Origin of the sequence: Myxococcus sp. CA051A, assembly GCF_013336705.1 — a bacterium.
Classification (GTDB): Bacteria; Myxococcota; Myxococcia; order Myxococcales; family Myxococcaceae; genus Myxococcus; species Myxococcus llanfairpwllgwyngyllgogerychwyrndrobwllllantysiliogogogochensis.
Window position 1 is genome coordinate 333,732 of the sequence record NZ_JABUMS010000010.1, and the last position, 22,012, is coordinate 355,743.

16 protein-coding genes are annotated in these 22,012 nt (G+C 70.1%); 10 read left to right on the forward strand and 6 right to left on the reverse strand.

Annotated features, from left to right (window positions below; all coding sequences use genetic code 11):
• Positions 1 to 18: 18 nt before the first annotated feature.
• On the reverse strand, positions 19 to 1,647 hold the full coding sequence (locus HUA74_RS28490) for an N-acetylmuramoyl-L-alanine amidase (RefSeq protein WP_174457061.1): 1,629 nt from the start codon (positions 1,645 to 1,647) through the stop codon (positions 19 to 21).
• A gap of 430 nt (positions 1,648 to 2,077) precedes the next feature.
• Between HUA74_RS28490 and HUA74_RS28495 the strand changes: the two genes are divergently transcribed.
• Both HUA74_RS28495 and HUA74_RS28500 read left to right on the forward strand, forming a co-directional pair.
• Complete coding sequence (locus HUA74_RS28495; RefSeq protein ID WP_141644043.1) at positions 2,078 to 2,815, forward strand: metallophosphoesterase; 738 nt, start codon at positions 2,078 to 2,080, stop codon at positions 2,813 to 2,815.
• A 165-nt stretch (positions 2,816 to 2,980) separates the two neighbouring features.
• The gene (locus HUA74_RS28500) at positions 2,981 to 3,562 is read left to right on the forward strand and encodes a TIGR02265 family protein (protein ID WP_141644044.1); all 582 of its coding nucleotides are present in this window, start codon (positions 2,981 to 2,983) and stop codon (positions 3,560 to 3,562) included.
• Here HUA74_RS28500 and HUA74_RS28505 read toward each other — a convergent pair whose 3' ends face one another.
• Complete coding sequence (locus HUA74_RS28505; RefSeq protein ID WP_141644045.1) at positions 3,563 to 4,600, reverse strand: hypothetical protein; 1,038 nt, start codon at positions 4,598 to 4,600, stop codon at positions 3,563 to 3,565.
• Positions 4,601 to 5,163: 563 nt separating this feature from the next.
• Entirely contained in the window at positions 5,164 to 7,125 is a 1,962-nt protein-coding gene (locus tag HUA74_RS28510) for a potassium transporter Kup (protein WP_174457118.1), read from the reverse strand.
• Between the two features lie 229 nt (positions 7,126 to 7,354).
• Between HUA74_RS28510 and HUA74_RS28515 the strand changes: the two genes are divergently transcribed.
• Positions 7,355 to 10,063 carry a GAF domain-containing protein gene (locus HUA74_RS28515; RefSeq protein ID WP_174457062.1) on the forward strand — a complete coding sequence of 903 codons (2,709 nt, stop codon included), beginning with the start codon at positions 7,355 to 7,357 and terminating at the stop codon, positions 10,061 to 10,063.
• A gap of 15 nt (positions 10,064 to 10,078) precedes the next feature.
• On the opposite strand, the gene HUA74_RS28520 is transcribed toward HUA74_RS28515, so the two are convergent.
• Positions 10,079 to 10,624 (reverse strand): hypothetical protein, encoded by a 546-nt coding sequence (locus tag HUA74_RS28520; RefSeq protein ID WP_141644048.1) that lies wholly within the window; start codon positions 10,622 to 10,624, stop codon positions 10,079 to 10,081.
• A gap of 165 nt (positions 10,625 to 10,789) precedes the next feature.
• Positions 10,790 to 12,823 (reverse strand): alpha/beta fold hydrolase, encoded by a 2,034-nt coding sequence (locus HUA74_RS28525; RefSeq protein ID WP_174457063.1) that lies wholly within the window; start codon positions 12,821 to 12,823, stop codon positions 10,790 to 10,792.
• A gap of 211 nt (positions 12,824 to 13,034) precedes the next feature.
• Here HUA74_RS28525 and HUA74_RS28530 point away from each other — a divergent pair, with 211 nt between their 5' ends.
• From HUA74_RS28530 to HUA74_RS28555, 6 genes are all read left to right on the forward strand, one after another.
• A complete protein-coding gene (locus tag HUA74_RS28530; protein ID WP_174457064.1) occupies positions 13,035 to 14,498 on the forward strand; it encodes a DUF4397 domain-containing protein in 1,464 nt (487 codons plus the stop codon).
• Positions 14,499 to 14,606: 108 nt separating this feature from the next.
• Positions 14,607 to 15,821 carry a chromosome condensation regulator RCC1 gene (locus HUA74_RS28535; RefSeq protein WP_174457065.1) on the forward strand — a complete coding sequence of 405 codons (1,215 nt, stop codon included), beginning with the start codon at positions 14,607 to 14,609 and terminating at the stop codon, positions 15,819 to 15,821.
• 13 nt (positions 15,822 to 15,834) lie between these two features.
• Complete coding sequence (locus HUA74_RS28540) at positions 15,835 to 16,521, forward strand: RNA polymerase sigma factor (protein WP_174457066.1); 687 nt, start codon at positions 15,835 to 15,837, stop codon at positions 16,519 to 16,521.
• A gap of 17 nt (positions 16,522 to 16,538) precedes the next feature.
• Positions 16,539 to 17,393: a hypothetical protein gene (locus HUA74_RS28545; RefSeq protein WP_174457067.1), complete on the forward strand. Its 855-nt coding sequence runs from the start codon at positions 16,539 to 16,541 to the stop codon at positions 17,391 to 17,393.
• Positions 17,394 to 17,439: 46 nt separating this feature from the next.
• Positions 17,440 to 19,176 carry a caspase family protein gene (locus HUA74_RS28550; protein ID WP_174457068.1) on the forward strand — a complete coding sequence of 579 codons (1,737 nt, stop codon included), beginning with the start codon at positions 17,440 to 17,442 and terminating at the stop codon, positions 19,174 to 19,176.
• Positions 19,177 to 19,452: 276 nt separating this feature from the next.
• The gene (locus tag HUA74_RS28555) at positions 19,453 to 20,391 is read left to right on the forward strand and encodes an acyl-CoA desaturase (protein ID WP_174457069.1); all 939 of its coding nucleotides are present in this window, start codon (positions 19,453 to 19,455) and stop codon (positions 20,389 to 20,391) included.
• Between the two features lie 14 nt (positions 20,392 to 20,405).
• Here HUA74_RS28555 and HUA74_RS28560 read toward each other — a convergent pair whose 3' ends face one another.
• Positions 20,406 to 21,068 carry a hypothetical protein gene (locus tag HUA74_RS28560; protein ID WP_174457070.1) on the reverse strand — a complete coding sequence of 221 codons (663 nt, stop codon included), beginning with the start codon at positions 21,066 to 21,068 and terminating at the stop codon, positions 20,406 to 20,408.
• A 346-nt stretch (positions 21,069 to 21,414) separates the two neighbouring features.
• On the opposite strand from HUA74_RS28560, the gene HUA74_RS28565 reads away from it, so the two are divergent.
• Entirely contained in the window at positions 21,415 to 21,969 is a 555-nt protein-coding gene (locus HUA74_RS28565) for a hypothetical protein (RefSeq protein WP_174457071.1), read from the forward strand.
• Positions 21,970 to 22,012 lie beyond the last annotated feature (43 nt).

Consider the following 22,012-nt stretch of genomic DNA (forward strand, 5'->3'; position numbering starts at 1 on the left):
CGGCCTTGCTTCCTCACGTCATCGCACCCGGATGGCGTCCGCCATGACGACGTAGCCTTCGGTGGCCCAGCGGCTGAGCTTCACCTGGTTCCAGCCCGCGGCGAAGCTGTACGTGCCCAGGGCGACCCACGCGCCGCCGTTGGCCTGCTGGTTCACCGTCACCGTGCTGTCGCCACCCGTGTGGCTGATGATGAACGGCGCCGCCGCAGAGCGGTTGGTGCCGGCCACCCACCACCCGTCGATGGTCTTCGTGCCCGCGGACGCCATGTAGAAGTTGAACACCACCGGCTCGGAGATGGGCTGCGTGGAGGCGTAGTAGTAGCCGCTGCCGTAGTAGCCCGCGCTGGTGCCCGCCGCCCACGACGCCGGCACGTCCGTGCGCGCCTTGGTGGAGTCGTTGTTCGCGTTGTGGCTGTCCACGATGATGGTGCCCGTGGGCGTGCCGCCGTCACCGCAGTAGCTCTTGATCTTCGCGATGTAGCTGCTCCACGGCCAGTTCGGACCCGGGTCGGTGCGCGAGGACGGCTGGAGCCGGCCGTGCGCGACGATGTGATAGCTGTCGCGGGTGATGGCCTGGCCCTTGGTGATGTCGCAGGACAGCTTCGCCGACGCGTCAATCTGACCCGCCGGGAAGGACGACTGGCTGGCGAAACCGCCGTGCTCGATGCCCACCGAGAAGTGGTTCACCGACGTGCCGTTGAGGCCGCAGTCCACGTTGCCGTTCAGGCTGCAGGCGTAGCTGGCGCCCACGTGCCAACCGCGGCTCGACTCGCGAACGAGCTGCGAAATCTCGCTGCCGCTCTCGTTGACGACGTAGTGCGCGCTCACGCCCGACGCGGAGTTGACCAGCCAACCCCAGCACCCGGCGTAGCCACCTTCACACGTGTGGATGACAATCATCGACACGTTGGTGCCCGCGGGACGGGCGTTGAAGTTGGGCGACGCGCGCCAGATGGAGGCCGCGTAGTCCGGGCCCGCCGCCAGCGCCTGCATCTTCGGCAGGGCGAACTTCGCCTCCACCTGGGCGCCGTCCAGCGACACCGCCACCTTGCCCTCGGGAGTGAACGCGCCCGCGCCCTCGCGCAGCGCCGCGTACACGTCATTGTGGATGTAGTGCGCCTGCACGTCCGGGTCGGTGATGTCCGTCAGCTGCACGGCGACCGGCGCCCACGCACCCAGGTCCGTCCGGTCGATGCCCGCCTCGGTGGCGTACTTCGACAGCAGCGCCGCGCCAGCGCGCAGGTTGGCCAGCCGGTCGTCACGCACGGCCTCGGCGGAGACACCCGCCAGCGCCGCGCCGTCCGTCACCTTGGCGCCGCGCAGGGCCAGCAGACCGAACGCCGCGGGGCGGCCCTCGAACTCCTCTTCACCCTTCACATGCTCCCAGCGCGTCTCCGTATAGGAGATGGCCTTGAGCAGGCTCACCGGAACGTCGAACTCCTTCGCCGCTTGCGCGAACAGCGCGTCCAGCTCCGTCGGCGTACGACGGGCCGCGTCCGCGACCGCGCGGGCCGCGTCATCCGCCGCGCCCGAGGGAACTTCCGTGGAAGCCGGGGGGGCCTCCTGCGGCGCCTCTGGCTGCGGTCCGCAGGCAGACAGGGCCAGGGCCGCGGCGGTGGCCGCGAACGTCTTGAACATCACGTGCATGGGGAGCTCCTTCGAGGGGGGTCAGCAGCTCTTCGGTCCGCCCCCGTCCACGGGAGCGGCGCAGCGCGGTCCCGTGAGCAGCATGCATGCCAGCCGCTCAATCCCCGCTTTTCACCCCTTCGCACCCCCCAAGGTGGAGCATCCATGCTCCACCTCTCCACCCTCCGCCCCATTCCGAGAAATCCGACTGAACATTTCAACCCGTTGAAATGACGAGCACGCCCACATCAGACCTACTTCCACTCACCCTCCGAATGGCCGCCATTGTCGCAGTGGCGCATTTCGAGACAGCCCCGGCGTAAACTGATTTTACGATAATTCTCGTATTCCTCGTCTTTTCGCATCGGGCCGGATTGAGGCTGGAAGACAGGGGGCGGGGGCGCGTGGAGTTCAGGGGCCCGGCGGTCGAATCATCCGCTATGAGGGGTGCATGCGGCTCTTCGGCATCGGCGACACCCATCTGCCCTCCACGCGACAGAAGGACATGCATCGCTTCGGATGGACGGACCACCCGCTTCCGCTCCAGCGTGCGTGGGACGACATGGTGCGGCCGGACGACGTGGTCATCGTCGCGGGAGACATCTCCTGGGCGACGCGCGCGCACGAGGTGATGGACGACCTGGCGTGGCTGGACGCGAGGCCGGGGCGCAAGCTGCTGGTGCGCGGCAACCACGACTACTGGTGGGGAGACTCGGCGTCGAAGCTGCGCAAGCTGCTGGAGCCGTTCCGCACGCTGGAGGCGTTCCTGCACAACAGCGCGGCGGTGATGGGGCCGTGGGTGATTGCCGGCACGCGGCTGTGGACAGCGCCCGAGGCGCCCCCCATGCCCGGCGGAGAGATGGGCGACGAGCCCGTCAACGACGGCTACGTGGAGCGGGAGACGCGCAGGCTCGCGGTCTCCATCGAGGACGCGAAGAAGAAGGAAGCGGCCAGCCCCATACCGCTGGTGCGAGTGGCCGCGGTGCACTTCCCTCCGCTGTACGCGAACGAGAAGCCCACGGCGTTCAGCGAGCCGATTGAAGCGTTCAAGCCGAAGGTCTGTGTGTACGGACACCTGCACTCGACGGGAATCCCGGCGGGGTTCACCGGGGAGCGCGCGGGTGTGCGCTACGTGCTGGCGTCGTGCGACGCGGCGGGTTTCAAGCCGATGCTGCTCGACGAGGTGTGAGCGGGAGGCGACCTGGAAGGGAGGCGGCGGACACCGGACGTGTCGAGTCGCCTCGCGACAGCGGATGCTCGCGCGAAGGGCCCTTCGCCTGCGTCCGCTCTGGCAGTGAGGCTAAGCTGAGCACGCTTCCGTCATCGGGGCCCGGACCGGAGCAGGAGCCGAGACATGCCGTCCAACAAAGCCGAGCTCGCCGCGCGCCTCGCGGCCACGCAACCTGGCGACGCGGTACGCGGACTGTTCTTCAAGGCGGTGTTCAGCCTCGTCCAGCAGAAGGCCGGACTGGCCACGCTGGAGAAGCTGCGAGTGGGAGACCTGGCGAAGGACTACTCCGACCTGCGCACCTATCCGGTGCAGGAGTTCATCAACCTCCTCTATGTCGCGGCGGACGCGCTGGAGCAGGAGATGGGGACCGAGAACGCCGTGTACCACGCGTGCGGCGAGTCCAACGTCACGCGCTACTCCACCGGCCCGGGGATGCTCATCTTCGGCATCATCTCCCGGGGAGACCCACAGAAGCTCTTCTCAGGGGCGCAGATGGGCTACAGCGCGGCCGTCACGTACGGCACCCGCGAGTATGTGACGACGGGGCCCAAGTCCGGCACGTTGCGCGTCCGCCGGGACATGCTGCCGCCCGCGTATCACGAGGGCATCCTCACCGGCGCGCTGAAGGTGCTGGGGCTCAAGGGCACGGCGAAGGCCCATCCGCAGGGCATCGACCGCGTGGACTACGACATCACGTGGGAGTGATTACTCCACGCGCTCGAAGGTGACGTCGAGCTCGGCGACGACGCGCTCGCCCACGGAGGCCTGGCAGGTGAAGACGTGGTCGGCGCCGTCGTGCGAGCGGCGCGCCGCGCCGAACACCACCGTCTGACCGGCGTACGCGAGGCTGTCCGCCTTGAGGTTCACGTTCTTGGCGAGCACGCGGGCCCAGGGCGCGCCTTCCAGCTTGCGCAGCAGGGTGGTCGCGACGCGAGTCATGCCGCTGGCGACGATGGCCACGGGCATCACCGGGTGCAGGGCGAAGTGGCCCTTGCACATGTCCACCGTCACGGGGCCCAGGGACGCGGTGAGGCTCTCACCGTCCGGGCGCCAGTCGCGCAGGGCCAGCGCCTTGCCGTACGGGTTCTGCCGCAGCCGCGCCCACTCCTCGGGGGTGCGCTGCACGTTGTCCTCGCGACGGGGCTCGCGGCGCATCTCCACGCGGGCCTCACCGAACAGGCGGGTGAAGGCGGCGGCGGACAGCACGTTGTAGTCCACCTCCAGGCGGAACACCGGGGTGCCGTCCGGCGCGGACAAGAGCGTGCGCGCCGTGGCGGTGCGCTTGCCCGTGAAGCTCGCCTGCGCCAGGCCCCAGAGCAGGTCCGTGGAGCGCGCCATCGGCTCGCGGCGCAGCCACTCACCGCGCGCGCCACACGCCAGATAGAAGTGCTGGCCGTCCTTGGGCGTCACCAGCGCCGCGGCGCAGGAGCCGAGAATCGCCATGTGGCGCCCCGCCTCCGCGATTCCGATGAGGCCCGCTTCCGCGTCCGGGTCCTGCTGCACCGGGATGCGCGCCACCACCTCGCCCTGCCCCATCACCGTCACGTCCTTCAACGCGAAGTAGGGGTCCCTCACGCAGATGCGCGGGTAGAGCTCCTGCGCGCTCAGCACCGTGTGCGGCGCCAGGTTCGACCAGTCGCGCAGCGGCTGTTCCGTCCAGGGCGTCACCACCGACGACGACGCGGAAGACGACAGACCGGAGGAGAGGATCGAGGCGGCGGCGTGGGGGGCGACGTCGAGCATGGTGGCTGACCTCAGTTCGGACACAGGGTTGTGCGCGACACCTGAAAGCACTGTAACCGAGCAGGCTTCCGCCAGTACAGAAATATTTCTGTCTGGTGAAAACATTCTCGCACCTGAGGGTCAGTTGTTGCCTGTGCGGCGGTAATTTTATGTCCCAGCAGGACAAAATCACCGATTCCGTGTCACCAGGAGTGTGTCGAAAGACACCCAGAACCCACACGCGACGCGAAGCGTCAGGGCTCGCGTGGGGTTCAACTCACCCCATTATCGCCCGAGTCGTCGCCGTGTTTCCGCAGAGTTACACCGTCACTGGGCACTCAGACGCAGTGCGTCTTTCCGAACACCGTAGGGAAAGTGATGGTGGACCGGCAGGATTCCAGTCCAGGCACCCATTCCAGGCCGGTGGAGGCCTTTTCCAGCGGGCGGGGGTTTTCCGCCGGGGGATTTTCCGGGGGATTTTCCGCCCGGGGCCTCACCTGTCGGGAGGCTCCCGGGCCGGAGCGACACCTGGAAGGAAGCCCGGCCCTCCGGGAGACGAAGGGCCGGGAAACCGCGGGCGTCGGCTACAGCTCCACCTGACTGCCCAGCTCCACCACGCGGTTGGGTGGAATCCGGAAGTAGGCGGTGGCGCTGCGGGCGTTGCGGCTCATCCACGCGAAGAGCGCCTCGCGCCACACCGCCATGCCGGGGCGCTTGGTGGGAATCAGCGTCTCCCGTCCCAGGAAGAAGCTGGTGCCCATGAGCTGGAACTGGAGCCCCTTCTCCCGGCAGCGCTTGAGCACGTCCGGGATGCTGGGGTTCTCCATGAAGCCGTAGGTGGCGACGACGCGGACGAAGCCCTGCTCCAGGGGCTCCACCTCCACGCGCTCGGCCGCGGGGATGTGGGGCACGTCCTCGGACAGAATCGTCAGCAGCACCACCTGCTCGTGCAGCACCTTGTTGTGCTTCAGGTTGTGCAAGAGCGCCGGCGGCGTGCCGTCCGCGTTGCCCGTCATGAAGATGGCGGTGCCCGGCACGCGCACGGGCGGGTGGTCGCCGAAGCTGCCCAGCAGCTCCTTCAGGGGGATGCTGGAGGCGCGCAGCTTGGCGGCGAGGATGTCGCGCCCGCGCTTCCACGTGGTCATCAGCGTGAAGACCATGACGGCGAGCAGCAGCGGGAACCAGCCGCCGTCCGCCAGCTTCATCGCATTGGAGCTGAAGAAGGCCAGCTCCAACGCGAGGAAGAAGCCCGCCACCGGCATCGCCAGCTTGCGGCTGACGCCCCAACGCTCACGCGCGACGATGTAGGCCATGACCGAGGTGATGACCATCGTCGTGGACACGGCGATGCCGTACGCGGACGCCAGCGCGCTGGAGGAGCGGAACGTCAGCACCAGGGTGAACACCCCCGCCATCAACGCCCAGTTGATGCCCGGCAGATAAATCTGGCCCATCTCCTCCGCCGAGGTGTGCACCACCTCCATGCGCGGGCTGTAGCCCAGCTGCATCGCCTGGCGCGTCAGCGAGAAGGCCCCGGAGATGAGCGCCTGCGAGGCGATGATGCCCGCCACCGCCGACAACGCCACCAACGGGTACAACAGCCACGACGGGGCCAGCAGATAGAAGGGGTTGCGCGCGGCGCTCGCGTCCCGCAGCAAGAGCGCCCCCTGGCCCAGGTAGTTGAGCATCAGCGCCGGCAGCACCACCCAGAACCAGGCCCGCTTGATGGGCTTGTACCCAAAGTGGCCCATGTCCGCGTAGAGCGCCTCGCAGCCCGTCATGACGAGGAACACGCCGCCCAGCACGAGGAAGCCGTGCCAGCCGTTGTGCACGAAGAACATCACCCCGTGCGTGGGAGACAGCGCGCCGAGCACCGCGGGGTTGTGCACCAGCTCCTTCACGCCCAGCACCGCCAGCGTGAAGAACCACACGCACATCACCGGGCCGAACACCGCGCCAATGCCCGCCGTGCCGTGCCGCTGCACCAGGAAGAGCACCACGAGGATGGCCAGGGTGATGGGGACGATGAACGGCTCGAACACGGGCGTGGCCACGCTGAGGCCCTCCACCGCGCTGAGCACCGTGATCGCCGGGGTGATGAGGCCGTCGCCGTAGAGGAGCGCCGCGCCGAAGATGCCCAGGGTGATGAGCACGGGCCGGGCCGTATGCGCCTGCTGGCCCTTCTGCCGCTGCATCACCAGCGCCATCAGCGCGAGGATTCCGCCCTCGCCCCGGTTGTCCGCCCGCATCACGAACATGAGGTACTTCACCGAGACGATGGTGAGCAGGGACCAGAAGATGAGCGACAGCACCCCCAGCACATTCTCGGGCGAGGGGTGGATGCCGTGCGGGCCGGTGAAGCACTCGCGCAGCGCGTAGAGGGGGCTCGTCCCGATGTCGCCGTAGACGATGCCCAGGGCCCCGAGGGCCAGGAGTGTCGTGCGCTTGAAGGTCTCGGGGCCTTCCCGAACCGCTTCGCCGCCCGGTACTCCGGTGGTGGTGGCTTTCACGGCCCTCCCTTTAGCCGAACCCCTGGGAGGAGCAATGGACGCGGAGACCACCTCCGTGGATTCGAACGCTCGGGTAGGTCCATGTGTGACTAAATAGCCTTCGCCTGCCTCCACCCTACGGTGTGCGACGGAGCGTGCGTCCAGAACGAACAGTCAGACCCGGGCGTATGTTGGTTGGCCATGGCGGAGGGCCCGTGGGGGCGTCGGGGGAATCCCCGGGGACTGCTCTCTCGTGCTCCCATGCTGCCTCGGGGGCACAAGGACCATGTCAGCATCCCGATACGGAGACGCGCGGCACTTCGGGGCCCACGCCCCGGAGGTGGAAGAGCGGCTGGCCCTGCTGGCGGAGGCGTCGCGGGTGCTGGCCGATGCCAGCCTGGAACCTCCCGCCGTCATGGACCGCCTGTGCGCCCTGGTGGTGCCGCTGCTCGGCGCCGCCTGCACGCTGCGGCTCTTGTCCGAGGATGGACTCTGGCTGCGCACCGTGGCCTCGGCCGCCTCCACCCCCGAGGCCCGGCTGCTGTTCCAGACGCTCAGCCCTCCCGCGGTGCGCGCGGACGAAGGCCCTTCCCATGAGGTGCTGCGCACGGGCGAGGCGCTGTGGGTGCCCGACTCGGACCCGAAGGAGCTGCGCCGCCTGGTGCCCCCGCAGCAGCATGGGCTGCTGGAGGATTTCCCCTTCACCCGGCTGATGGTGCTGCCGCTGCGCGCGCGCGGACGGAGCCTGGGCACCCTCACCGTGTGGAAGGACCCGGCGGCGGCGCAGCCCGTCGAGGCCGGAGAGCAGTTGCTGCTCCAGGAGCTGGCGGACCGCGCCGCGCTGGCGCTGGACATCGCGCGCCTGTACGCGGCGGAGAAGCAGGCCCGGCAGGCGGCGGAGGTCGCCGCGGGTCGCCTGGCGAGACTCCAGCGGGTGACGGCGGAGCTGTCCCAGGTGCTCTCGGCGGAGCGCGTGGCGGAGGTCATCGTCGAGCAGGGCGTGGAGGCGGTGGGCGCGGCGCGCGGCGCGCTGTGGCGACTGGAGGCCGGGAACGCGCGGCTCCTGAGGTGCACGGGCTACGAGGACCCCCGGTCCTTCATGGAGGCCTTCGGTGTGCTGCCCCTGGAGGGACGCACGCCCATGACGGAGGCGCTGCTGGAGGCGCGCCCGGTGTGGCTGGAGTCACCCGAGGAGCTGTCGGACCGCTATCCCGAGGTGGACGAGCAACGTCACCGCGTGGTGCGCAAGCCCGCGCCCGCGTCGGTGTGCCTGCCGCTGCTCGTGGAGGGCCGCGCGCTGGGGGTGCTGCTGTTCGCCTTCTCCGAGGCGCGCGTCTTCGACCCGGACGAGCGCGCCTTCCTGGAGCTCCTGGCCCACCACGGCGGGCAGGCGGTGGCGCGAGCGCGACTGCTGGAGCAGGAGCAGCGCTCCCGCGCGGAGCTGGCCGAGGCCAACGAGCGACTGGCGGCCATCATCCAGGCCTCCCCCGCCTCCATCCTCCTGGTGGACATGGACGGCACGGTGCGGATGTGGAACCCGGCCGCGGAGCGCATCTTCGGGTGGAAGGCGGAGGAGGTGCTCGGCACCGTGCTGCCGGTGGTGCCCGAGGGCAAACACGAGGAGTTCCGCCGCAACCTCGAGAAGGCCGGCCGGGGCGAGTCGCTGGGCGGCGCGGTGATGCACCGCAAGCGCAAGGACGGCACGCCGCTGCAGGTAGCGCTGTGGACGGCGCTGGTGCAGCCCGCCGCCGGCGGCCCGGAGCAGGTGCTGAGCATGGCGGTGGACGTCACCGAGCGGCAGCGCAGCGAGGCCGCGCAGCGCTTCCTCGCCGAGGCGGGGGGAGTCCTCGCCACGAGCCTGGAGCAGGAGGAGACGCTGGAGCGCGTGGCGCAGCTGGCGGTGCCGTCCTACGCGGAGTGCTGCGGCCTGTTCCTCGCGGACGAGGACGGCGCGGTGAAGTGCGTGGCCGCGGCCCATGCGAGCGCGGAGTATCACGCGATGGACGGACAGCCCTCGCCAGGCCTGCTCGTCGTCGCCCGGGTGGTGGCCTCCGGCGAGGCGGAGCTGCGCACGGGGCTGAGCGAGGACGCGCCGGAGTGCGTGCGTCCCCCCGACGCGGGTGGCTGCTTCGCGTGGCTGTGCGTGCCGCTCCAGGTGCGGGGACAGACGCTGGGGGCGCTGAGCTTCGTCACCTCTCGGCGGGACTACGACGCGCAAGACCTGGCGCTGGCGCAGGAGCTGGCCCGCCGCGCGGCGCTCGCCATCGACAACGCGCGCCTGTACCGCGAGGCGCGTCAGGCCATCCGGCTGCGCGAGGAGTTCCTCTCCATCGCCAGCCACGAGCTGAAGACGCCCATCAGCGCGCTGCAGCTCCAGGTGCACAGTCTGCTCACGAGCCTGAAGCGCTCCCCCTCTGGCGTGACGCCGGAGCGACTGGAGCGCGCGCTGGGCGTCGTGGACCGACAGGTGAAGCGGCAGACGCGGCTCATCCATGAGCTCCTGGACGTGTCCCGCATCAGCGCCGGGCGCCTGGAGCTGAGCCCGGAGCCGTTGGACCTGGTCATGCTGGTGCGCGAGGTGGTGGAGCGCTTCGAGCCGGAGCTGGAGCGCACGGGCACTCGACTGGAATTGCAGCTGGCGCCGGAAGCAGCGGGGCTCTGGGACAAGTTGCGAATCGACCAAGTGCTGACGAATCTGGTGAGCAACGCGGTGAAGTACGGGCGCGGCAACCCGGTCCTCGTGGTGATGACGACGGGCGAGGCCACGGTGCGCTTGGAGGTGCGCGACGGTGGCATCGGCATTGGCGAGGAGCACGTGTCGCGGCTGTTCCACCGCTTCGAGCGCGCCGTGTCCGAACGCAACTACGGCGGCTTCGGCCTGGGCCTGTGGATTTCGCGCCAGATTGTGGAGGCGATGGGCGGCCACATCACCGTGCGCAGCGAGCTGGGCGTGGGCTCCACCTTCTCCGTGGAGCTGCCACGCACGCGCGGCTGAGGCCGCGCCCCGGACTCACAACGCCAGCAGCAACAGGGTGACCTTCTCCTCGGGGCTCGCCGCGAGGAACTCGTCCGGCAGCCAGACCTCCGACTCGGGCACCGTCGCCATGTCGCAACTGCGCTTGCCCGCGTACGAGCGCCCCGGCTCCCGCGCCTTCAGCCGGTACGTGCAGTCCCGAATGTAGATTTTCATCTCGTCCGGGGTGAGCTTCACGCTCGCCGGACGCCCACCAAAGCCGCCCTCGGCCTCCAGCGTGTCGCCGTCCCGCTTCACCTTGAGGTTCACCAGGGCGCTGCCCAGCGAGCCCCTCACCTCGCCGTCCTTGAGCTTCACGTCCACGACGCCCAGGTACGTCCGCCCCCGCAGGCCACCGGGCGTCCGCGCGACCTGGAAGTCCTGGCCCGTCACCTCGTCGGCCGTCATCACCAGGTTGTACTGCTCACGAGCGATTCGCAGGTTGATGGCGTCCTGCTTGGGCGCGGACACCGCGGCCCCCGCCCCCAACACCACCGCCGCCACCAGCACACCCCGCCGCAGCGGGCTCAGAAAGCGTTTCATCGGGAAAGCTCCTTGGCCTGGATGACCAGTCCATGAACGTCACTCTGTGCACCGCATACCGCGACGCCATGCGCCGTGACGCAACCCCCCGGATTTGCATTCAACGCGAGCAGCCACCCGGCCTGCTCGCTCCTCCCCCAGGGGTACGCCTGTGTCACCCCTCGCCTACTTCGTGCCCGTGGCCTCGGGACTCCTGGGCGCGCCCAGGTGCTTCTCGAAGAACATCATCGTCGTCATCTGCGCGGAGTCGCGGTTGGCCTTCTTCTGGAAGCCGTGGCCCTCGTCGGTGGCCAGCATGTACCAGACGTCCGGTGAGCGCTGGCGCACCGCCTGGACAATCTGCTCCGCCTCCGACTGCGGCACGCGCGGGTCATTGGCCCCCTGCTGCACGTAGAGCGCCGCGCGAATCCTGGCCACCGAACCCAAGGGGGAGATGCGCTCCTGCACCTTGCGCACCGCCGGGTCTCGCTCGTCGCCGTACTCCGCGCGCCGCAAGTCACGTCGGTACGCCTGCGTGTTCTCCAGGAAGCTGGGCAGCGAGGAGATGCCCACCACGTCCACCGCCGCCTTGAAGCGCTCCGGATAGAAGGCCACCGACGCCAGCGTCATGTAGCCACCGTAGGAGCCGCCGGAGACGCCCACGCGCGAGGCATCCAGCTCCTTGCGCGAGGCGATGAAGTCCAGCGTCGCGCCGATGTCCGCGAGGCTCTGCTCGCGCTTCACGCCGTCATCCATGGCCCGGTACGCCTTGCCGTAACCCTCCGAGCCGCGCACGTTGGGCACCAGCACCGCCATGCCCAGCTCCGTCGTGGCGAACTGCGCGAAGGTGCTGAACAAGGGCAGGCTCTGCCCCTCCGGGCCTCCGTGGAAGCTGACGATGACGGGCACCTTTCCCGTCGCGCCACGGGGCAGGTAGAGGAACGCCGGCACCTGCACGCCGTCCGTGGACGGGTAGCGCACCAGCACCGGCTCCACGAAGGTGTTCGTGTCCAACCCGCCCACCTCCGAGCGCGTCCACCGCGTCGGCTTGCGCGACTTCAAGTCCACCGTCCACACGTCCATGGGGCTCTTCGCGTCCCCCACCGTCAGGGCCAACAGGTCCGAGCGCTTCAGCGGGAAGCCGATGCCGAACGCCACGCCCTTCGGCAGCGAGTCCAGAGGCGCCAAGGCCTTCGTGCGCGTATCCAGCAGCGACACCTTGGTGAAGCCGTCTTCGTTGAAGGCGACCGCCAGCTTGCGGCCATCCGGCGACAGGGCCAGGTCCGTCACGTTCCACTTCACGGCCTTCGTCAGCGACTCCGGCGCGGCGGTGAGCGGCGCCTTGTCCAGGTCCACCCGGTACAGCTCCGCGAAGTCGCTGTAGCGGTCCGTCGCCAGGTACACGCTCTTGCCGTCATGCGCGAAGACGACGGAGGTGATGCCGCCCTTGCCCTCCTGGGGCGTGATTCGCTGACGCGCGCCGGAGGCCACGTCCACCACGTACAGGTCCGCGTCGTCGACGGCGCGCTCCTGCGCCACCAGCAGCTTCGCGCCGTCGTTCGAGAACGCTATCGGCGCCCAGGAGCCCTCCAGCTCCGTGAGGCGACGGGCCTGACGCGGCTGCGCGGTGGGCGCCACGTACACGTCCGTGTCCTTGCCATTGCGGCCCGTGCCGCCGTACGCCAGCCACCGCCCATCCTGGGAGACCTTCACGTCCGAGTGCCGGCTCTTCCCATCCGTCAGCAGCTCCGAGCGCCCCGTGCGCCGGTCCAACCGGAACACCTGGAAGAACTCCCCACCGCCCTTGTCCTGCAGGAAGTAGATGACGTTCGAGTCACCGGGCTGGAAGAGCGCCCTGTTGATGGGCTCCCTGGCGAAGGTGAGCTGCGTGCGCGCGCCCATGGGCATCTCCACCAGGTGGAGTTGGTTGGTGTCCGCGAAGCGCGTGGTGATGAGCAACTGCTTGCCGTCATCACTGGTGTCCAGGAGCGCCGCGGAGCGGGCCTCCAGGTACTGCTCCATTCGCTGACGGAGCGCCTCCGGCACCGTCGGCACGTTGCTCACCCACAGGTTCGGCTGGCCGGGCAGTGGTGCGATTCCTGGCACCTGCGAGGGCTTGCTGGCGGAGGCCTGGGCCTTGGGGGCCTGTGCCGCCGGAGCGGGCGCGGGCGCCTGCGCGGCGAGCAGGGACACGACGAGAGGAAGCAGTCCAGGGTTCATGGTGCGCGCACGCTAGCAGCAGCGCTCCGGCTGTCGCGCCCGCGCCGCGTCATTCCACATCCGGACCGGCGACTGCTCGCGGGTGGACAGTCATCCGACGCACCGTGCCGGACACACGGTACCAACCAGGTTTCACGGCTCGTTCCGTAAGGGCCCTCCGAAGACACGGTCGCGCTCCCCATGGGCGACGGCCACACCCCTGGAGTGGAACATGACGAAGAGCCCTTGGAGTCGTCATCGCAGCCTCACTGCGGCGCTCGCCGCCACGCTGTCCACGCTCGTGGCCTGCGGCGAGGACGAGACGCCGCCCGACCAGACGCCGTCCAACCAGGCGAAGCTGCGCGTCATCCACGCCTCATCGGACGCCCCCGCCGTGGACATCTACGCGGAAGGCCAGTCCACGCCCCTCTTCACCAACGTGAAGTACGGCGACGCCACCGCCTACGCCACCGTGCCGGCGGGCACGTACAACGTCCAGGTGCGCGCGGCGGGCGCCCTGGCCTCGTCCGCGCCCGTCTACTCCACCGGGCCGCTCGTGCTCGGCACGGGCCACACCGTGAGCGCGGTGGCCGCGGGGCTGCTCGCCTCCACCGACGCGACGAGCGCCTTCCGCGTGCTGCCCCTCACCGAGGGCTTCAACCCTCCCGCCGACGGCAAGACGCGGGTGCGCATCGTCCACGCGGGCGCGGACGCGCCCACCGTCTCCATCGACGTGGGGGATGACGGCTCCTCTGAAATCACCGGCCTGCAGCGCTTCCAGGACACAGGGGCCACGGGCGTGGAGCTGCCCTCCGGACAGGCGCTCCAGGTGGGCATCCGCGCGGCCAACCAGCGGGTGACGGCCTTCACCGTGCCCGCCCTGCCCTCGCGTGGGGAGGTGTTCGTCATCGCCACCGGACAGCTTTCCCAGAAGCCGAGCGCCGCGGGGGGCTTCGGCCTGCTGGCCGCGGGTGTCGGACTGGTCCGCCAGAATCCCGTCGTCTATGCGCTTCACGCTTCGCCGGACGCGCCCGCCGTGGACCTCTTCCTGGGCAACACGGAACTTGTGAACAACCTCGCCTTCGGCCAGCTCTCGGCTTCCCTCCAGGTGCCTCCTGGCAGCTACACGCTGGACTTCTTCGCCTCCGTGCACGGCGGCACGCGTCCCGCGGGTGCCCCCGTCGCCTCCCGGACCACGCCCGCGCTGGTCGCCGGGGAGTCCTATCTGACGGTGGCATCGGGCTTCCTCAGTCAGGACCTGGCGGACCCGACGGGCGCCCCCTTCGAGCTGCTCGCGTTCTCCGAAGGCTTCACCGCCGATGCGAGCAACGTGCGGCTGCGGCTGGTGCATGCCTCGCCCGACGCGCCGATGGTGGACGTGTCCCCACTGGAGGGTGGGCTCGTCCCGGCGCACGCGGCCTACAACGACGTTCCCTATCGACTCGCCTCCGCGCCGGAGGGCCTGTCGCTGCCCGACCTCAAGGTGTACGTGGGCGTGGCGGCCTCGGCGGCGTCCAGTCGCTCGCCGACGGCGCGCTTCCAGGTGCCCTTCGGGTTCTTCGCGGGCCGGGGCGTCTTCGCGGTGGCCGCGGGCGCCCTCTCCCCCAGGCCTGGCATCGATGCGGGCTTCCGGCTGGTGACGGTGGACACGAGCACTTCACCGTGGAGCGCACTCAATCTCTTCCCGCTGCCGTAACGTTCCCCTGGCTCATTCGTTCAAGGAATACCCTGTTCAAAGGGCGGGCGCCGCGGAGCCACTTTCTCCGCGGCGCCCGCCTGTCTCTTTTCTTGAGAGTCGAGTCCCATGAAGCGTCGCGTTGGCCTCCTCGTGCTGCTCCTCGCGTCGACCAGCGCGTGCCTGGACCCCATCCGGAGCACCACGGCCGAGGACTGCGACGAGGACGTCGCCGCCTGCCCCGACACCGACACCGAGCAGCGGGGCCTGGCCCGGCAGGTGTCGGTGGGCAGCCAGCATGCATGCGCGCTGCTGGAGACGGGCGGCGTGCGGTGCTGGGGCGGAGTCGGGCTGGTGGGGGATGGGACGCGCGCGCTGCGGGCCCAGGCGGTGGACGTGCGGGGGCTGGGCTCGGGCGTGCTCGCGCTCGCCGTCGGGGGACAACACACCTGCGTGGTGGTGGAGGGGGGCACCGTGCGCTGCTGGGGGGACAACTCCCTGGCACAGCTCGGCAACAACACCACGATGGCCGCACTGGAGCCGGTGGATGTGCCGGGCGCGGGCACCAACGCGGTGACCGTGGTGGCGGGGCTGGGGCACTCCTGCTCGCTGCACGCGGGGGGACAGGTGATGTGCTGGGGCGAGAACAACTTCTTCCAGCTCGGCGGAGCGTTCGCGGGGAAGGCGCCCAGGCCCGTGCCCGTGCTGGGGCTCCCCGCCAACCTCACGGTGCTCGCGTCGGGCGCCAACCACACCTGCGCCGCCACCGCCGATGGAGAGGCGTGGTGCTGGGGTGACAACACGTACGGAGCGCTGGGCACGGGCCTCGCCAGTCCCACGCCCGAGCCTGGGGCGGTGCGGGTGAGAGGGCTGACCGGGCCGGTGCGCGCGCTGACGGCGGGCCTGAGCCACACCTGCGCGCGCGTGGGCATGGGCGACATCGAGTGCTGGGGATTCAATCGCGAGGGACAGCTGGGGGATGACACCGCGCTGGACAGCGCCACGCCGGTGCGGCCGGTGGGGCTGTCTTCGACCATGCGGCAGGTGCGCGCGGGCAATGCCTTCACCTGCGCGCTGGACGCGGAAGGTCGCGTGCGGTGCTGGGGACTCAATGACGACGGACAGCTGGGCGATGGGACACGCATCCACCGCGCGGCGCCCGTGGACGTCACGGCCCTGGGCGACAAAGTCGTGGACCTGTCCGCCGGAGTGACGAGCACCTGCGCGGTGATGCGGGATGGACAGGTGCGGTGCTGGGGCGGCAACGCCACCGGCCAGTTGGGTGATGGGACGCAGTCGGACCGCGTGGAGCCGGCCGTGGTCCAGGGGCTTGGGGCCCCCTGAGAGGGAGGACGGCATGTCGCTGTTGAGGGAAGACCCGCTGTTGCTGGAGGCCTTTCGCCGGGGAGAGCCGGGGGCGTTGACCCGCGTGTACCGGGCCTACTCCGGGCATGTGGCGCGGTTCCTGTCGCGCACGTACGTGTCTCGCGGACCTGGGGGGCTCGCGCGCGTGGGGCCGTTGGATTTGGAGGCCGCGCACCAGGAGACCTTCGTACGCGCGTTCCGCGAGCAGGCCCGGCTCACGTATGACGGCGTGCGGCCGTACTCCATCTGGCTCAACGCGCTGGCGCGGCAGGCGGCGGTGGATGTGCTGCGGGCGGCGGGGCGCATCGCTCGCGAGGCGGTGGCGCTGGATGACACGCCGACGGCGGAGCGGCTGGCCAGCAACGCACCTTCGCCCGAGGACCGCGCGCTGGAAGCAGAGACGCGCGAATTGGTGCACCGCTTCCTCGCGGGACTCGACGAGGCGACCCGTCGTCTCGCGGACCTGCGCTTCGTGCAGGGCCTGTCCCAGGAGCGCGCGGGGCTGGTGCTGGGATTGTCCCGACAGGAGCTGCGGACGCGGGAGACGAAGCTGCGCCGCGCGATGACCGACTTCCTCCTCAACGAAGGCTGGCTCACCGCTGACTCGCCCGATGCATTGCCCTCCGCCGCCGCCACGGCCGCGGTGCTGGCGCTCCTCTTCCCCCTCTTCGTGCCTTGATTCGAGTGAGTTCCCCCATGGCCCTGTTCACCCAGCACGTGGACCGACAGCTCGTCCACCTCGCCAACGAGGGCGTCCTGCCTCCTCGCCAGTGGAGCCGCGTGCTGCGTCATGCCCGCGGCTGCGCGCGGTGTGGAGCGCGCTACGAGCGGGTGATGAACCTGCGCCGCATGTTCGCCAGCGACACCGTCACCGTGCCCACCCCGGGGGAGCTGGCGTCGCTCGAGTCGCGCGGGCTGCCCTCGGTCCTCGCCACCGTGGCGAGGGAGTCGTCGACCGAGTCCTCGGGACAGGCAGCGCGAGCGGACCGGCTGCACAAGGACCTGGGGGAGCCATGGAGCCTGGCGCGGAGGCTGTGGGCCCGGGTGCTTCAGGCGTGGAACTCGCCGTCGCTGGGGCATGTGGGCGGCGCGTGGGTGGTCAGCTTGATGGCGGCAGCGGGACTGCTGTGGCTGAGCCTGCCGAGCGACACGACGGAGTGGGGCGCGCGCGGCGAGGGGCAGGGCGCGACGGTGATGCGACTGTTCTGCGTGCCAGCGGAAGCGGAGCTTCGGGAGGTCCGAGGTCAGGGCGACTGTCCCGCCGGCGCGGCGCTGGCCTTCGCGGCCGGGGCACGTGCGCCCTACACGCATGTCGTGGTGACGGTGCGCACCGACAAGGGGCTGAAGGTGGAAGGACCGTTCGAGGTGAAGGCGTCTCCGGGCGCGGAGGCGGCGCTGGACCTCACGCCGAGACTGCCCGACACGGGAGAGGTGGAGCTGACCGCCGTGTTCGCGAGCAGCGCGTCCGACGCGCTCGCCGCCGCGCGCGGAGAACCCGTCCGAGACGTCGTGCGCGTGCAGCATCGCGTCCGCATTGCGGGGAAGCCATGAGCCACCGGCTCCATCGAGACGCGGCTGTGCTCGCGGAAGGAACACCATGAGACCCAGCACGGTTCCGGTGCCCAGCGGTGTCGTCGTCCTGTGGCTCGCCTGCTGCGCGACGGTGTCCCTCGCCGAGCCGGCGACCTCATCCTCGGGACCACCTCCCGTGCGGCGCGCCCTGGTCGTCGCCTACAACGGAAGCGACTCCCCGGGCATGCCTCCCCTGCGCTACGCGGACGATGACGGCGTGCGCTGGATGGAGACACTCCAGCGGCTGGGCGTAGAGGTGGTGCTGCTCACCGTCGCCGATGCCGACACCGCCGAGGCGGAGCGTGAGCGATTGACGGGGGTGCGCGTGCCCACGCTCGCCGCGCTCGATGAAGCCGTGGCCTCGCTGGCCCAGCTCAACGCGGCGGACCGCGCCGCCGGACGCACCGTGGACTTCCTGTTCGTCTACGTGGGCCATGGACGCACCGGTGAGTCCGCGCGCGCCTACCTCACGCTCGCCGACGGCAGACTGGACCAGGAGGGCCTGTACACCCGGGTCGTGGAGCGACTCGAGGCGGACTATGTCCACCTGCTGGTGGATGCCTGCCACGCGGCTGGCGTCGTGGGCAGCCGGGGCGCCGACCCGCTGGTGCTCCGCAGGTTGCGACGCGCGCTGGAGCAGGAGCAGCTCGCGGGCCACCCCAGCGTGGGCGCCATCTTCGCGGAGAGCAACGAAGGCGAGACGCATGAGTGGTCTCGCATCCGCGCGGGTGTCTTCAGCCATGCGGCGCGCTCTGCGCTGCTGGGTGGCGCGGACGTCAACGGTGACGGGCAGGTCGAGTACAGCGAGCTCGACGCCTTCGTCGCCGCCGCCATCCGGGGCGTGAAATCTCCGCAGGCGAGGCTCGCGCTGCGCACCTTCCCGCCGATGCTCAATCCCTCGCGCGCGCTCATCGGCCCCATTCCAGAGGGTCCCCGCCTCGACCTGCCGGCGACGCCCGGGGGCGCGCGCATCTCCGTGGAGGACACGAATGGCGTGCGCCTCGCGGATGCGCATCAGTCCGAGGGAGAGCCCCTGGTCCTCGCGTTGCCGAAGCGCGACGCGTACTGGTTGCGTACGCCCGGGGGTGAGGCCCGTGTGCGGCTCGCGGACCTGAAGGCCAGACGACTGCCCCGCCCCTCTCCTCCCGAGGTGGCCCAGCGCGGCGCGGCCGAGGAGAGTCTGCTCCAGGGCCTCTTCGCCCTCCCCTTCGGACGCGATTTCTACGAGGGCTATGTCGCTTCGGCGGGAGGGCCCATCGTGGACTTCTCCAATCCGGTGACACCCGGGGACCCATCGAGCCTGCCGCACTCACTGGGGCTGGAGGTGGGCCTCACGCTCGGCGCTCCGCCACTGGGAGGTCGTGGTGTGGCACGCGGACTGTCGCTGGCCTGGCGCGTGCCGGGCCCTGGCATCGTCCGGTGGGGCGCGCGGGCCAGCTACTCGCTCGCACCGGATGCGTGGGTGGACAACACCACGCTTCAGCGCGTGTCCGTACTGGCCATGGGCGGACTGAACGGCCGAGGCACGCTGGCCCCGTTCGCGGAGGTGGGCGTGGGCTGGTTGATGACGGTGGTGGACAAGCCCGGCCGCAGAGAAGGCGACTCGCTGGGTCTGTCCGCGCGCGCCGCCGCGGGCCTGCGCTGGAGGGCGGGCGACTTCGCCGTGCGAGGCGCGCTGGGCATGGACCTCGACGGTGTCCGGGTGGATGGGCACCGTCGCGGACACTGGATTCCCGGCGTGGAGCTGGGGCTGGAGCGCTGAGCGACTCACCGCGAGCGGCGCGGAGCCGCACACCGTCGCGGACGCTGCATGGAGCGACTCGCCTCGAACAGCGCGGAGCTGCACACCGTCGCGGACACTGGATTCCCGGCGTGGAGTTGGAGCTGGAGCGCTGAGCGTCCCACCGTCCACGCGGTGCGCGGCACACTGTGAACGCCGTTGACAGTGGCGCCCTGGCGCCCGCTCAAGTCCCTGGAATCAGGCCCGTGCATCCCTGGCAGGGCGCTTGCGTTGGACCCGCTCCGAAAGGGGCGACACATGAACGCGGAGAGCACGGGGTGGGGCGAGGCACGGTGGGACGCGGGCAAGATGCTCCGGTGGAGCCTTCTCCACCTGGGCGCACTCGTCGGCGGCGCGCTGTACTTCTCGTGGAGCGCGGTCGCGGTGTTCGCCGTGCTCACGGGGGTGACCATGTGCCTGGGCGTCTCGGTGGGCATCCACCGCGGCCTCATCCACCGGGCCTTCCGCGCACCGCGCACTGTGGAACGGACGCTGGGCCTCATCGGCACGTTGGCGGGACTCGGCGGCGCCCTCGGCATGAGCCGCATGCACCACCTGCGCGACTTCCACCAGAACCAACCCGAGGCCGACTGCCCCGAGTACTTCGGCTACCGCGACGGCTTCCTCAGCGCGATGACCCACGCCCTCTTCCGCACGTGGCACGCACGAGACGCGAGCGTCTATCCCCCCGTGGACGCCGACCTGGAGCACGACGCCTTCTTCATCGCCCTGGAGCGCGCCGGGCTCTGGCTCCAGGTGCCCCTCGCGCTCGCGCTGTACGCGGTAGGCGGTCCCGCGTGGGTGGTCTGGGGTGTCTTCGTGCGACTGGCGCTCACGCAGGATGGCTTCTGGTTCGTCCACTACGTGAGCCATGTGGAGGGAGAGCAGCCCTACGCGCTGCCCGGGTGCGCGGAGCAGGGACGCAACGCGGGCTGGCTCGCCCTCGTGAGCATGGGTGAGTCGTGGCACAACAACCACCACGCCTACCCGAGCTCGGCGCGGATGGGCTTCGGCTGGCGACAGCCGGACCCGGGCTGGTGGACGGTGAAGGCCCTGGCCACGCTAGGCCTCGTGCATGACGTGAAGACGATGGGGAACCTGCCGCTTCGCCCCGGAGCGCACCGACGCCCCGGCCCCCGAAAACACCCGCGCAGGTGCCTCCGCCGACGCGACGGCGCGCACGGTCTACCGGTGTAGCGCCACGCGACGACTCAGAAGGCCCAGCCCAGCGACAACGCCAGCCGCTCGTCAATCACCCACGAGCGACCCTCGTTCGACTGCTCGCCCACGGGGAACAGCCCTTCGTACCCGGGCTTGGCCGTGACGTTGCTCGTGTACTGACTCGAATCGTGCCGGGCCTCCGCGCCCACGCCCGCCTGCACCGCGAGGCCTCGCCCGAGGATGACGGTGTAGCCCAGCATCGCCGTCGCGCCAAAGCTCCAGATGCGCTGCTCGTTGTCGTTGAGACTCGCCTGTCCTTCTATCTCGAAGCGGCGCCACGAACGGGTGACCTCCAATCCCGGCGACACCCACAGCCCCTCGGGCGCGTCTCCCACGAGGAAGAAGCGGGCCCGGGGACCGACACCCAGGACGAAGGTGGAGCTGCCTGCCTCGTTCTCCCGCTCCCCTGACACCAGGGAGTCGGACCAACCCTTCTGCTGGGTGAACCCGGTGCGCAGCCCCAGGCCCACCGACACGCGGGGACTCACCACCCGCTCTCCCTCCAGCGTCACCACGCCCAGCTCATCGGGAGTGACGGAGACTCCCAGCACCGTCTTGCGCGCGGGCGAGATGGACGGTCCGGCGCTCAGCTCCTGGGCGTGAGCGGCAACGGATGACAGCAACGTCAGACACAGCATGTGAATGGGCTTCATGTTTGGACATCCCCCAATGACGTCCCTGGCACGCTCGTCCAGCGACCCACTCCCCTTGTGCAATGGGCGTGCACAACCTCACTCCAGAGGGAGCCTCAGCTCACGAGCACCCCTCCCCACGACATCGTGTCAACGAAGGCCCGCGCGCCGCGTGACAGGCTGACAGCGCGCCAGCCACCCCGCTCCACACGCCGTGACACCGAGCACTGTCCGCCAGCACGCGAATGGCGTCGGGACGGCGGGCCCACGGACTCGTCACGTTGCGCGATGCACCGGGCATCAAGATACTCCCGCCCGAGCCTTCCCACGGGGAGTCACTCATCCGGGGATGGAGGGAGTCCAAGTGATGCGCATGCGAATGCTGCTGGCGTCCGCGCTGCTGGTGCTCGGTGGCTGTGGTGGTGATGACGACAAGGAAGGCGACGACGGCGACGACACCACGACGGACCATCGGTCCAACGTCACGGGCGCCTATGAGAGCACGGGCACCCTGAGCGCCACCTTCAACGGAGAGACCCAGACCGGGGAGTTGGACGACACGGTGCGAATCTCGGAGGCCTCCGGCTCCAAGACGGCCCTGAGCCTGCGCTCCGAGTCCCTCACCTGCGACCGGGACCTGCGGGCGACGATGACCGGAGAGAACACCTTCTTCATCAGCGAGGGCGCGTGCTCGGTCTTCGACGAGGAGAGCAAGTGCACGGCGGACCTGAGTGTCACCTCCGGGCGAGGCAGCCGGGAGCCGAATGGCCCCCTTCAGCTCACCCTCCAGGGAAAGTTCACGGTGCGCTGCTCCCCGCTGCCCATCGTCGGTGACTTCACCCTGCTGCTCACCGGAACGCGCACGGGCGCGGAGTCCCTGCCTCGCGTCGAGACGCGGCTCTTCCACGTCACGCACCCCTGAGCCATCCGGCGACCGCGCTCCAGGCCAGCACGGGAGCGCGGTC